The organism is Phaeobacter sp. G2 (genome assembly GCA_025163595.1).
Taxonomy (GTDB): domain Bacteria; phylum Pseudomonadota; class Alphaproteobacteria; order Rhodobacterales; family Rhodobacteraceae; genus Pseudophaeobacter.
In genome coordinates, this window is record CP104100.1 from 1,364,571 (window position 1) to 1,377,529 (window position 12,959).

A 12,959-nucleotide genomic window follows, 5' to 3' on the forward strand; every position below is an offset into this window, starting at 1 on the left:
AAAAAGCTGGGTCAGGTGGCAGCTGCGCCATGAGAGCCGCGAGGCTCTGCAAGAGCGCTGTTTTCCACAGGTGGGGAGGTGTTATCCACAGGCGGGGCATATTTATTCACAGAATTGAGATTGCGGTGGCAGCTCTGTCACGGCTATTTTGCGTTTCTTTAGTGATGTTTTTCTAACAATTATCGCGGGCGTAACCGGAATTTGGGGCGATAATTTTCCAATTCTCAACTTTGGGCACTTTGGGGTTAGCCCTGATTTCAGGTATGGGGCCGGTCTGGACGTCGCTGCGCCTTAGAAAAGTTTGGGCGGTCCGTCCTTGGGTTGGCGCATGGCTACGATCCCGGTGCGAAAGCCCTCGCCGATACGATCTGCCAGCGTGCCCCATTGCAGCGCAATCGGCGCGGGCAGCTCGGCCCGCAGCACTTCGTGGAACAGACCTAGCCACTGTGGGAAATGCTCTGCCTGGATTTCGGGGCGCGAGACATGCACCCGCATCGGATTGCCATTATAGCTCTTTTCGCGCAGGATCGCATTACGCCAGAACCGGGCGATCTTGGCCTCATGCGCGGGCCAGTCTGCATCTTCCACATAGCGGGCAAAAATGGGCCCCAGCTCTGGATGCGCGCGGATGCGGATGTAGAACAGGGTCACCACACGGTCGATTTCGGATCCACTGATGTCAAAGCGCTTCATCGGGTGATTGGCGGTTTGGGGGGTGTCGGTTGGTGAGGTCTTGGTCATGGGGCTGTCTCGCTTGCGGTCTTGGCCCAGCGGCCGGTCCCGCTGCTGCCCTCACATAGGGGTTTCCTTGGCTGATGGGTAGGGGCGGCGTTGATCTGTCGCAAGGCACAGGCGCCGGGATCCATTAGATGTAGGAGCCCTAACAGAAGGAGCCCGCCATGGTCGATCACGGTCACAGCCCGCAGGAAATCAGCGATCGCATTGGCAGGCCTCCGGGGCGCGGGGTGCTGCGGGATGTGGTTTACGGTGCCATTGATGGCTCGGTCACCACCTTCGCAATTGTCGCCGGGGTGGCGGGTGCGGGGTTGTCGCCCTTTGTCATTGTGGCGCTGGGGCTGGCCAATGTGCTGGCGGATGGGTTTTCGATGGCTGCGGGCAATTATTCCGGCACCAAGGCGGAACTGGACGATCTCAAACGCCTGCGTCAGGTCGAGGAGAACCACATCAAAACCTACCCCGAAGGTGAGCGTGGCGAGGCGCGGGAGATCCTGCGGCTCAAGGGGTTGTCGGGGCCGGTGCTGGAGGCGGCGACCGATGCGATCTGCGCCGACAAAGAGGCCTGGATCAACCTGATGATGGAGGGCGAATATGGCGTCAGCCCGGTGGACCCTGACCCAATGCGCGCGGCGCTGGCTACCTTTGCGGCCTTTCTGCTGGCGGGAATGGTGCCGTTGCTACCCTTTTTGCTGGGGCTGGAATCGGCCTTTACCATTTCGGTCTGGCTGACGCTGGTGACCTTTTTTGCCATTGGCGCCTTCAAAAGCCATTGGGCCCTGACGCCCTGGTGGCGTTCGGGGGCAGAGACCCTGGCCATTGGCGGCGCAGCTGCGGCATTGGCCTATGGGGTGGGCTGCCTGTTTCAGGCCTGAGCCAGGCCGGGGGTTCACTACCCCAAAGGTTTCGCGTGCGAAACGAATTAGCGATCTGCTAACCTTGCTTCGGACTTTCCTAAACTGGTGTGCGCAGGTGTCACAGGCGGTCTTGTGCGCTGGACAAAACCCCGACGCTGCGCCAGCTTGCCGGGGCTGATTCAATGGAAATTCATGACAATGGCCAAGAGCACCACCCCCAGTACAGGACCTCGGGTTTTGGTCCTTGGGGGCTATGGGTTTATTGGCGCCGCGCTGGTGCGGGCGCTGATCCGGGCGGGCTGCGCGGTTGCGGTCTTTGGCCGTGATGGCAAAATGGCAGAGCGCGTCGCGCCGGGGGTGGCGTTTGTCCCCGGAGATCTGCGCAGTTTTGCAAAGGCGCAGGACTGGCTGGCGGTGATCAGGGGCTATGATCTGGTGGTGAACGCAGCGGGGCAATTGCAGGCCTCGACGGCAGAGCTGGATCAGGTGCAGCATCTGGCGATTGCCGCTTTGGCGGTGGCCTGTGGCGACACGGGGACTGGCCTAGTGCAGATTTCTGCTACGGGGGCCTGTGCTGACAGCGCCACAGAATTTATGCGCAGCAAGGCGGCTGCAGATGCGGCGGTGGTGAAACAGGCCGACCGCACCAATATCTGGGTGCTGAAACCTGGGCTGGTTCTTGGTCAGGGTGCTTTTGGCGGCACTGCGTTGTTGCGGATGCTGGCGGCCATGCCTGTGGTGCAACCCGTGGCACTGGGCCAGGCACAAATCCAATCTGTCGGTCTGGAGGCGGTGGCCACTGCTGTCTGTCAGGCGGCGCGGGCCGCGCTGCCGCCGGGCAGCTATGATTTGGTGGAGGATCAGCCGCACAGCCTGCAAGAGATCCTGCGGCAGACCCGGGCCTGGCTGGGTTTTGCCCCGGCGCGCTGGCAGATTTTGCTGCCGCGCCCGCTGCTGTGGCTGACCACCCGGGGGGCGGATGTGCTGGGTTATTTGGGCTGGCGCTCGCCGCTGCGCCGCACTGCGGTTCAGGTGCTGGAACAGGGCATCGCTGGCGATCCCGCCCCCTACCGCCAAGCGACCGGGCAGGGGGTGGCTGCCCTGCCACAGATCCTGGGCGAGATGCGGGCGGGGCGGGAGCACCGGCTGGAAGCGCGGATGCTGCTTTGCATGCCCTTTGCGGTGGCGCTGCTGAGCCTGTTTTGGTTTTTATCCGGCATCATCGCCCTGTGGCAGCTCGACAGCGCAGCACTGCATCTGACAGCAGCTGGCTGGAGCCCCGGCCTGTCCCGCACCAGTGTGGCCTTTTGGGCGGGGGTTGATATCGCCCTGGCACTGGCGCTGTTGTGGCGCCCCCGGGCACGGCAGGCCTGTCTTGGCATGGTGGCTGTGACGCTGTTTTACCTTGGCGCTGCCAGCCTGGTGACGCCGCAGATGTGGAGCGATCCGCTGGGTCCATTGGTCAAGACATTGCCGGGGCTGATGCTGGCCCTGATCACCCATCAACTGCTGCAGGAGCGTTAAGGTGGAGTATGACCTGATCCTGCGCTGGCTGCATGTGCTGGGCGCCTGTACCCTGCTTGGCACCGGCGCTGGTATCGCCTTTTTTATGGTGATGGCGCATCGCAGCGCGGACCCCCGGATAATTGCCCATACCGCCGGGGTGGTTGTGCTGGCCGATCTCTTGTTTACCACCACGGCCGTGGTGGTGCAGCCGGTGACCGGTGCTTTGCTGGCACATGCGCTGGAGTGGAGCCTGTGGGAAGGTTGGATTCTGCTGTCGCTGGGCCTGTATCTGCTGACGGGGCTGTTTTGGCTGCCGGTGGTGTGGATCCAAATCCGGCTTCGCAATCTTGCGCGCGCGGCGGCGACCACAGGGGCCGGGCTCCCAGCCACATACCATCGCCTGTTTCGCATCTGGTTTGCCTGCGGCTTTCCCGCCTTTGCAGCCGTATTGGCCATCGTCTGGCTGATGCTGGCGCGCCCCGATATAGGCTTTTGAAGCTCTGTGCCTCTGGCAGGGCGTCGCAGGCATGTCGGTGCAAGCGGGTTTGCCAGAAATCAAACCGATGGGCTGAGACCTGAGCGAACAAGGGAGCCGCAATCTAGCCTGAAGTCTGTTGCCAGGCTGCGACATTCAGCGTTGGTAGAACCCCGCTTTACCCCGGGGCGTAGTCGGCCTATAACGCCTGCATGTCCAATATCCTGGCCATCATTATTCGAATTATATCCCCGGCGCTCTGATCACATGAGACGCCGGGCAAAGGCGCTTGAGCCATCGCGCCGAACCGAATAACCCGATTTCCGAACCGATTATCCAAAGGACGCCACCCATGTGCGCCGACACTGCTGATACCCCCGAATACAAACAGACCCTGAACCTGCCCAAGACCGATTTCCCCATGCGCGCAGGCCTGCCCAAGCGCGAGCCCCACTGGCTGGAGCGCTGGGCCAAGATCGGCGTCTATGACCGGCTGCGCGAAAAGACAGGGCGCACGCCTTTCACGCTGCATGACGGCCCGCCCTACGCTAACGGCCATCTGCACATTGGTCATGCGCTGAACAAGACCATCAAGGACATGATCGTGCGCTCGCACCAGATGATGGGCTTTGACTCGCGCTACGTGCCGGGCTGGGATTGCCACGGGTTACCGATCGAGTGGAAGATCGAAGAGCAGTACCGCAAGAAGGGCAAGAACAAAGATGCCGTGGATGTGGTGGAGTTCCGCCAGGAATGCCGCGCCTTTGCCGACCAATGGGTGGATATCCAGCGCGAAGAGTTCAAGCGCCTGGGCATCACCGGCAACTGGGCTGATCCGTACCTCACGATGGATTTCCATGCCGAGGCGGTGATCGCGGCGGAGTTCCAGAAGTTCCTGATGAACGGCACGCTGTATCAGGGCTCCAAACCGGTGATGTGGTCGCCGGTGGAAAAAACCGCCCTGGCCGAGGCCGAGGTAGAATACCACGACAAGGAGAGCTTTACCGTCTGGGTGAAGTTTGCCGTTACCGGCGGATCTGAAGATCTGGCAGGCGCCCATGTGGTGATCTGGACCACCACCCCCTGGACCATGCCGTCCAACAAGGCCGTCGTGTATGGCGATAGCTTTGATTACGGCCTCTACGAGGTCACCGACGCGCCGGAAGAATGCTGGGCCGCCAAAGGCGATCGCTTCATCCTGGCCGACAAACTGGCCGTTGACGTGATGTCCCGCGCCCGCCTGGCCGAGGGCCAGTATAGCCGCGTGCGCACCGTGCCAGCGGATGAGCTGGCACCGCTGCAACTGTCGCACCCGCTGGCTGGCGCCGACGGCAGCAATGGCGAATGGGATGCGCCGCGTGATTTCCGCGCCGCGCCTTTTGTGACCGACGAAGAAGGCACCGGCTTTGTGCACTGCGCGCCAAGCCACGGGATGGAGGAATTTGAGCTCTACCGTGATCTGGGCATGCTGGAGCAGGTGATCACCTATAACGTCATGGATGATGGCGGCTTTCGCGCCGATCTGCCGTTCTTTGGTGGCAAATACATCCTTAACCGCAAGGGCGGCGAGGGCGATGCCAACAAGGCCGTAATCGACAAGCTGGTCGAGGTCGGCGGCTTGCTGGCCCGTGGCAAGATCAAGCACAGCTACCCGCACAGCTGGCGCTCCAAGGCACCGATCATCTATCGCAACACACCCCAGTGGTTTGCCAGCGTGGATCGCGCGGTGGGCGACGGTCAGGACGAGATGGGCACAACCATCCGCGAACGCGCCCTGCGCTCGATCGACGAGCTGGTGAAATGGACGCCGCAAAAGGGCCGTAACCGGCTTTATTCCATGATCGAAGCCCGCCCTGACTGGGTACTGTCGCGCCAGCGCGCCTGGGGCGTGCCGCTGACCTGCTTTGTGAAAAAGGGTCTGCTGCCCACGGATGAGGGCTTTTTGCTGCGCGATGACGCGGTGAATGCCCGTATCGTTGCAGCCTTTGAAACCGAAGGCGCCGATGCCTGGTATCTGGACGGTGCCAAGGAACGTTTCCTGGGATCGGATTACAATGCGGACGAGTGGGAGCAGGTGTTCGACGTGCTCGACGTTTGGTTTGATTCCGGCTCGACCCATGCCTTTGTGCTGCGCGACCGCAAAGACGGCACCGAAGATGGTATTGCCGATGTCTATATGGAAGGCACCGACCAACACCGGGGCTGGTTCCACTCCTCCTTGTTGCAGGCCTGCGGCACCAAGGGCCGTGCACCCTATAAAAACGTTGTTACCCATGGGTTTACCCTGGATGGCAAGGGCAACAAGATGTCCAAATCTCTGGGCAATACCATCGTGCCTGAGGAGATCGTCAAACAGTACGGCGCCGATATCCTGCGGCTCTGGGTGGCGCAGACCGATTATACCTCGGATCAGCGCATCGGCCCTGAGATCCTGAAAGGCACCGCCGACAGCTATCGTCGCTTGCGCAACACCATGCGCTATATGCTGGGCTCGCTGCATGATTTCACCGATGATCAGCGCGTTGATGCTGCGGATATGCCCGAGCTGGAGCAATGGGTGTTGCACCGTCTGGCCGAGCTGGATCACCAGGTCCGCAACGGCTATAAAGCCTTTGATTTCAACGGGGTGTGGCAGGCGATCTTTACCTTTGCCACCGTCGACCTTTCCGCCTTCTACTTTGATGTGCGCAAGGATGCGCTGTATTGTGACGGCGACACGCTGAATGCCCGCGCCGCCCGGACCGTGCTTGATATCCTGTTTCACCGTCTGACCACCTGGCTGGCGCCAATCCTGGTGTTCACCATGGAAGAAGTCTGGCTGGAGCGTTTCCCCGGCGAGGACAGCTCGGTGCATCTGGTAGATATCCCCGATACCCCGGCAGATTGGCTGAACGAGCCGCTTTCGGCCAAATGGGCGCAGATCCGTCAGGCCCGCCGGGTGGTGACAGCTGCACTCGAACTGCAGCGTATCGACAAGGTGATTGGTGCCTCGCTGGAGGCAAATCCGGTGGTGCATGTGCGTGATCCAGAGGTGCTGGCCCTGCTGAAATCGGTGAACTTTGCCGATATCTGCATCACCTCCGACATCTCCCTCACCACTGACCCGGCGCCGGCAGAGGCCTTCCGTATGCCCGAAGTCGACGGTATCTCGGTGGTCTTTGAAAAAGCCGAAGGCGACAAGTGCCAGCGCTGCTGGAAAATCCTGCCGGATGTTGGCAGCCATTCCCACGCCGGCCTCTGCGGCCGCTGCGATACAGCCCTGAGCTGAGGCGCGCCTCAGTATATACGGGCCCAATCGTATAAGGGTCTGAACTCAAAACGTGTCTGGCAGCCTGGTGCTGCCGGCCACCCATAAAACGGCCCCCAATCTGCGGTGCGACTCGCAGCTTGGGCCGGGCGAACAAAAAAAACCTGTCGCGCCATGCGCGGCAGGTTTTCTTGTCTGGAGGGGAAGGAGAGAGAGGTCGTAATACGCGGGAGGGTTCTGATGTGGAGGGCGTTACAGAGAGGCTCCATCAACCGCAGCCACAGCTTGGCTGCGCGCGGCGCGATAGCTGTCTTCTGCCATCAGGCTGCTGACAGGTTTTGGACCCGGGGCATGGTTCGAGGTCAGAGCCAGGAACTGCGCCAACATTGCCTGTTCGGCATAGCTGACACGGCCCAGGGCCTTGTTTCTTGCCGCTTCTAGGGCCGGGCCTGCTGACTGGGGGGTGCCCATTTCGGATTGCTGGGCTTTCTCTGCCGCCTTCAGCGCTGTTTCACGCTGGATGGCCCGATCCATTCCTTGGGTCTTACCTTCGTTAAGACTTGCATCCATTTCAGGAACGCCTGCCTTGTAAGAAGCGGCAAGGTTGCTGACATTGAGATTTGAACCAATTGCAGAGATCATCATCTTAACCCATCCATTCTTTCTGAACTTGTTTTAACAGAGTTTTATCAAAATTGACGCCCCCCCTTGGGTCACGGTTCGGAGGAATTAGGTTAGCGACCTATACGAAAGTGCGAATTTACTCTGTATTTACGCCCCAAAACTATGCCCTAGTGCAGGAAACCGTCCTTATCCTTACGGAGCATCTGCAATGCCGTCGGCCCAGATTGATACATTTGTCGGAATATTGAGCGTGACAGAGACCGATGGGGCGATAACCGGCCTGCGCTGGGGGCCGCAGGAACAATCCAGAACCGCGCTCCTGGACCGCGCCATAGACCAGCTCAGAGCCTATTTTGCCCGGGAGCTGCATCGTTTTGATCTGCCATTGCATATTGCCGGATCGGCGTTCCAGCAGGCGGTCTGCGCGGCAATGCTGGCAATTCCCATGGGGCAGACCAGGACCTATGGTGATATTTCCAAGGAGCTGAACATCCCGCCTCAACCCGTGGGCAATGCCTGTGGCGCCAATCCAATCCCGGTAATCATTCCCTGCCACCGGGTTCTGGCGGCAGAGGGCCTGGGCGGGTTTTCTGGCGGCACGGGGATTGAGACAAAAATAGCCCTGCTCAAACACGAAGGCGCTGCCAGCTTACTGATCTGAGGCTTTGCGCGCCCCCAATGCGACCTCTGGTTTGTGTCTTTGCACCAACGTTCCGGCGGGCATGTGCTTTGACTCAGTCACAGCACAGAGGGGTTGGTCTCTTTTATATTACACCGCTGCAAACAGGGGCTGGCTTTGGCAGGACGCAAAGTGGGAGGCCAGTCACGCAAAGTGGAAGGTCAGTCACGCTGCGGAAAGATCTGCTGCGCAATGCCGACAAACAACAGATAGACAGAGGTCACAACCAAGCCCCAATGCGCCCAGCTTTCCGGGTGGAAATCCACCCAGGCGGCCCAGCCGGCAAAAAAAGTCCAGGCCAGGGCGACCGGAAGCGAGACCCGGCGCCAGCGCTCGGTGCGCACGGGATGAATGAACTTCAGGGGCAGGAACATGGCAATAGACAGCAGAGTCACCAGCACCAGTATGGTCCAATGGCTGGGTTCCAGGGCAAAGATCACCAGCACCAGCATGTTCCAGCAGCCTGGAAAGCCGGAAAAGGAATTGTCCTTGGTCTTCATTCGGGTGTCGGCAAAATACATCGCGCTGGCAAAGGTGATGACAATAATGGCAAACCAGCCAGTCCAGCCCGACATCAGCCCGGATTGGAACAGGGCAAAGGCCGGGATAAAGACATAGGTCAGGTAGTCGATGATCAGATCCAGCAGCACGCCGTCAAATTGCGGTGCATAGCGACCAACCTGATAATGTCGCGCCAATGGTCCATCAACGCCATCCACCGCAAAGGCCACAACCAGCCAAACGAACATCAAACTCCATTTGGCCTCCGCTGCGGCCAGCATGGAAAGCATTGCAAAAACAGCACCTGTGGCGGTGAGCAGGTGAACGGAGAGGGCGCGAAACTGTGGTGTCATAATCTCGTGATGGCGAATTTCACCGACGCCTGCAAGACCTCAGTGCAACCAAGTGGGGTATTCCTGACGTTGCAGGCCCATCATCACCGTGTCGTGGGCCTCATCTTGCGCAGCAAGCAAGATCATTTTTGCCTTGGGCGAATCTGGCTGGGGCAGATCGGACCGGCGAATGCGATGGGGCAGACGCGGAATGTGGATCTGCGACGGGGCCGGGGCGGGGCAAGCAGGGGCGGGATGAAACGCAAGAGTCTGTACAGTCAACTGAGCATCCTTTCTGGAGCAAGAGGAGGCTTCAGATAAGCGGCAAGGCGTTAACCACAGATGCAGCCGGAGGCAGAACTTATCTCGAATTTTAGCAATGTCACCGCCCGCTTTCCTCCGGGATCGCTGCTGCACAAATCAAATTCCAATAATGGAATTTATCTGCTGGAGTGCCATAGTGCAGGCAAAAGACGGGGCTTTTAATGGGGCAAAGCGCGTATCATTGGGACAGGATCTATGAGGCACGGAAAACCGAATCGGCAAGCTGGTTTCAGAACGACCCGAGGCCATCCTTGAGTGCGATTGCGCTCTGTGGTGGCCAAGCCCTGTCGATCATTGATATCGGCGGGGGAAGCTCTCGCCTGGCGGGCGCCCTGGTGGAGCAGCGCCGCCATGATGTGACGGTTCTGGATCTGTCGAAACGCGTCCTGACCTTGGCCCGTGTCCGGCTTGGTGCTGACAGGCGCAAAGTGGCCTGGATCGCAAAAGATGTTACCCGGTGGCAGCCCCACCGGCAGTGGGACATCTGGCACGACCGGGCGGTGTTTCGCTTTCTGACCGAGGACCAGGATCGCCAGGCTTACCTGCAGGCCCTGGGTGCTGCGGTGCCGCACAAAGGTCATGTGATTCTCGCCGGCGGTGCGCCCGACGGGCTGCAGAGCCAGCTGGGGGAGAGCTATGATCTGGTGCACAGCTGGGCCGAGACCCATGGCACCCCGACGGGGCAGGCGCAGGCCTGTACGTGGTGTGTGTTCCAAAAACTATAACAGGCCGGATCTCAGGGCCAGTTTGGCAGGCCAGTTTGAGGGGCCTGTTTGAGGGGGCAGTATTCGCGATCAGCCTGAGGTCCGGGGCGTATCGCCAAGCGCCGGATCAGGCCTTGGGGTGGCTGCGGTTGTAGACCGCCATCAGATGGGCGGTATCCACAGCGGTATAGGCCTGCGTTGTCGACAGCGAGGCATGGCCCAAAAGTTCCTGGATGGAGCGCAGATCGCCACCGGCTTCCAACAGATGGGTGGCAAAGCTGTGGCGCAGGGCATGGGGGGTGGCACTGGCAGGCAACCCCAGCTGCGCCCGGGCCTGGGCCATGGCGCCCTGGATCTGGCGGGGATTGAGCGCGCCACCACGCAGGCCGCGAAACAGCGGCCCGTCGTCGTCTTTGGGATAGGGCGACAGGGCGAGGTAGCGCTGCACGGCTTCGCGGGCAGCGTCGATGACCGGCACCAGCCGTTCCTTGCCGCCCTTGCCCAGAATGCGCAGGCTGGCCGGCAGGGGGGCGGCCTTGCCGGTCAGGGACAGGGCCTCGGAAATACGCAGCCCACAGCCGTATAGCAGCGTCACCACGGCGACATCTCGCGCCGCGATCCAATCTGTGCCGGACTGCAGCTCGACGGTCTCGATGACCGCGCGGGCGGCATCCTGGTCCAGCGGGCGGGGCAGTTTCTTTTGAAACTTTGGCGCCCGTGCTGCCAAAACGGCGGTGGGCTCAAACCCTTCCCGGTCTGCCAGCCAGCGATAAAAGCTTTTCACCGCAGAGAGCTTGCGCGCCAGCGAGCGCGCTCCGGTGCCAGAGTTGCGCTCCTGTGCCATCCAGGCGCGCATGTCCGAGGTGGTGATCCGCGCCAGTGCGCCAAGCCCCTGCGGCGCGCCAGTGTGCCGGGTCATAAAGGCGAGAAAGCCGCTGAGATCGCCCTGATAGGCGCTGATGGTATTGGCCGCAGCCCCGTCCAGCGCACTTATGCCCTGCAGCCAGAGCTGTAGCGCATCACGGCAAGCCGGAGAGATCAACATCTGCGCCTCTGGCGTGCTCATCTTGGTGCCCCCCTCAGCATCCCACCCGGCATAGGCCGCGCCAAAGCACCTGAGTTCACATGTTTTGGTGGCATGCAGCGCCGCGCGGCAGATCCAAGGCCGCCGGGGCGCCGGGATAGGCCAGGGCGGCTCATGCCAGGGTCATGCCAGCCAGCGGCACATGGCGCGTTCAAAGACGCCGGCAAAAAAGGTCAACAGATCGGTGCCGTGCTGCGGGGTGAATTGATGCGGATCTTCCGAGCCCAGCACCAACAGACCAGGGAGGCGGCCGGCGCCGAGATTCAGCCGCAGGCAGGCTTCGGAGCGGATCCATTCGGCCTTGTCGCCATAGATCTGGCTGGTGCCGCCCTGCAGTTGGCGCAGAGTGACCTGACGGGCTGGCCCGCCGCGGTCCGATCCGGCATAGCTGTCGATGAAGCCGGGGTTGGCCACCTTGAGCATCTCGCCCATGCGCGCGGCTGCGGCACCGCCATCGTCCTGCAGGGTTTCCAGCACCAGAGAAACCGAATCCACCCGCATGATCTCGGCCAGGTCGCCATTGAGCGCCTGCAAAAAGCCCTCAAAATCGGTGGGGTCCAGCAGCCGCAGAACAGCGCGATGGATCTGATTCGTCCCAGCGAGGTTTTCATAGGCCGCCGCAATCACCGACCTGTGGGTGTCTTCCAGCCGATCCAGCCGGGCCTCCATCCGTTCCATGGCGATGCCACGCAGGTCAACGATATTGGAGCCCATGGCGCGTTCATTGGCCGAAACCAGGGCATCCATCAGGCCCTGATCTTCGAGAACCGCGTCTGGCTTTGCCAGAATCGCATCGCGCAGGGGCGTGTCTAGTTTGGCTGTGGTGCTGCTCATTCTTGAACCTCTGTGGGGCTTTGAGACCGGGTTATAACACGGGTTTTCGAACAGAGTGGCTAAAAATGTGTTACGGGCGGGAAAAGGCCGAAGAAAAGCCCCCCAAAAAGGGGAGCTCCCGCCCAGGGCTGCTGGATCAAAGATCCCTTGCCCCAGTTGGGCCGGGCGCCGGGCTGCGCCCGGCGCAAAAAGAAAGAAAAGGGGCTGAGAAGCGGTTTAAGGGCAGGACTGCCCTTAAACGCGCCGCATCTATTTTGTCAGGGAATTTGCGGCCTCAAGGGCGAGCCACGCTGGCGCGTGGGCGCCAAAGTGGCGCCCCTTGACCCCAAAAATCCCGGACCCCGAAAATCCCGGCGACCCCAAAAGTCCTGGCGCTGTTGCTACAGGATTTTGATGTCGGCTGCCTTGATGTCCTCAAGGAAGGTGGCAAGCCCCTTGTCGGTCAGCGGGTGGTTGGCCAGGGACTTGATCACGGCGGGGGGCGCGGTGATCACATCGGCGCCAATCAGGGCGCTGTCGAGGATATGGTTGGCCGAGCGGATCGAGGCGGCGAGGATTTCGGTATCAAAGCCGTAGTTGTCATAGATCTGGCGGATATCATTGATCAGCTCCATGCCGTCGAGGTTGATATCGTCCAGGCGGCCAATGAAAGGCGAGATGAAAGTGGCACCGGCCTTGGCGGCGATCAGCGCCTGATTGGCGGAGAAGCAGAGCGTCACATTGACCATATGGCCGTCGTCGGACAGGACCTTGCAGGCCTTCAAGCCATCCCATGTCAGTGGCACTTTGACGGCGATGTTTTCGGCGATCTCGACCAGTTTGCGGCCCTCGGCGATCATGGTTTCGGCGTCTGTCGCGGTGACCTCGGCAGAAACCGGGCCGGTGACCATGGCGCAGATCTCTTTGGTGACCTCGATAATGTCACGGCCGGATTTTTTGATCAGCGAGGGGTTGGTGGTCACACCATCCACCATGCCAAGGTCGTTGAGTTCGGCAATGGCGTCGATTTCGGCGGTATCTACAAAGAATTTCATCGGCGGGGATCCTTTTGGGAAAG

13 protein-coding genes are annotated in these 12,959 nt (G+C 60.8%); 6 read left to right on the forward strand and 7 right to left on the reverse strand.

Translation table 11 applies throughout. The features are described from left to right. Positions 1 to 291: 291 nt before the first annotated feature. The gene (locus N1037_06530; GenBank protein UWS80667.1) at positions 292 to 741 is read right to left on the reverse strand and encodes a group III truncated hemoglobin; all 450 of its coding nucleotides are present in this window, start codon (positions 739 to 741) and stop codon (positions 292 to 294) included. Between the two features lie 158 nt (positions 742 to 899). Between N1037_06530 and N1037_06535 the strand changes: the two genes are divergently transcribed. From N1037_06535 to ileS, 4 genes are all read left to right on the forward strand, one after another. Continuing rightward, positions 900 to 1,610 (forward strand): VIT1/CCC1 transporter family protein, encoded by a 711-nt coding sequence (locus N1037_06535; protein ID UWS80668.1) that lies wholly within the window; start codon positions 900 to 902, stop codon positions 1,608 to 1,610. Between the two features lie 180 nt (positions 1,611 to 1,790). Next, entirely contained in the window at positions 1,791 to 3,116 is a 1,326-nt protein-coding gene (locus N1037_06540; protein ID UWS80669.1) for an SDR family oxidoreductase, read from the forward strand. A 1-nt stretch (position 3,117) separates the two neighbouring features. Further along, positions 3,118 to 3,594 (forward strand): DUF2269 domain-containing protein, encoded by a 477-nt coding sequence (locus tag N1037_06545; protein ID UWS80670.1) that lies wholly within the window; start codon positions 3,118 to 3,120, stop codon positions 3,592 to 3,594. 331 nt (positions 3,595 to 3,925) lie between these two features. Beyond that, complete coding sequence (gene ileS / locus N1037_06550; protein UWS80671.1) at positions 3,926 to 6,841, forward strand: isoleucine--tRNA ligase; 2,916 nt, start codon at positions 3,926 to 3,928, stop codon at positions 6,839 to 6,841. Positions 6,842 to 7,072: 231 nt separating this feature from the next. Here ileS and N1037_06555 read toward each other — a convergent pair whose 3' ends face one another. Further along, positions 7,073 to 7,465 (reverse strand): hypothetical protein, encoded by a 393-nt coding sequence (locus N1037_06555; GenBank protein UWS80672.1) that lies wholly within the window; start codon positions 7,463 to 7,465, stop codon positions 7,073 to 7,075. Between the two features lie 187 nt (positions 7,466 to 7,652). Between N1037_06555 and N1037_06560 the strand changes: the two genes are divergently transcribed. After that, positions 7,653 to 8,105, forward strand: a complete 453-nt coding sequence (locus tag N1037_06560; protein UWS80673.1) for a methylated-DNA--[protein]-cysteine S-methyltransferase — start codon at positions 7,653 to 7,655, stop codon at positions 8,103 to 8,105. A 179-nt stretch (positions 8,106 to 8,284) separates the two neighbouring features. On the opposite strand, the gene N1037_06565 is transcribed toward N1037_06560, so the two are convergent. Both N1037_06565 and N1037_06570 read right to left on the reverse strand, forming a co-directional pair. Then, positions 8,285 to 8,977 (reverse strand): CDP-alcohol phosphatidyltransferase family protein, encoded by a 693-nt coding sequence (locus tag N1037_06565; protein ID UWS80674.1) that lies wholly within the window; start codon positions 8,975 to 8,977, stop codon positions 8,285 to 8,287. 39 nt (positions 8,978 to 9,016) lie between these two features. Next, on the reverse strand, positions 9,017 to 9,238 hold the full coding sequence (locus N1037_06570) for a hypothetical protein (protein ID UWS80675.1): 222 nt from the start codon (positions 9,236 to 9,238) through the stop codon (positions 9,017 to 9,019). Positions 9,239 to 9,531: 293 nt separating this feature from the next. Between N1037_06570 and N1037_06575 the strand changes: the two genes are divergently transcribed. After that, entirely contained in the window at positions 9,532 to 10,005 is a 474-nt protein-coding gene (locus N1037_06575; GenBank protein ID UWS80676.1) for a class I SAM-dependent methyltransferase, read from the forward strand. 106 nt (positions 10,006 to 10,111) lie between these two features. Here N1037_06575 and N1037_06580 read toward each other — a convergent pair whose 3' ends face one another. The 3 genes from N1037_06580 to fsa all read right to left on the reverse strand — a co-directional run bounded on the left by N1037_06580 (position 10,112) and on the right by fsa (position 12,936). Further along, a complete protein-coding gene (locus N1037_06580) occupies positions 10,112 to 11,050 on the reverse strand; it encodes a tyrosine recombinase XerC (GenBank protein ID UWS80677.1) in 939 nt (312 codons plus the stop codon). A gap of 141 nt (positions 11,051 to 11,191) precedes the next feature. Next, positions 11,192 to 11,902 carry a DUF484 family protein gene (locus N1037_06585; GenBank protein UWS80678.1) on the reverse strand — a complete coding sequence of 237 codons (711 nt, stop codon included), beginning with the start codon at positions 11,900 to 11,902 and terminating at the stop codon, positions 11,192 to 11,194. 380 nt (positions 11,903 to 12,282) lie between these two features. Further along, positions 12,283 to 12,936, reverse strand: coding sequence for a fructose-6-phosphate aldolase (gene fsa, locus N1037_06590; protein UWS80679.1), 654 nt, complete (start codon positions 12,934 to 12,936; stop codon positions 12,283 to 12,285). Positions 12,937 to 12,959: the final 23 nt, after the last annotated feature.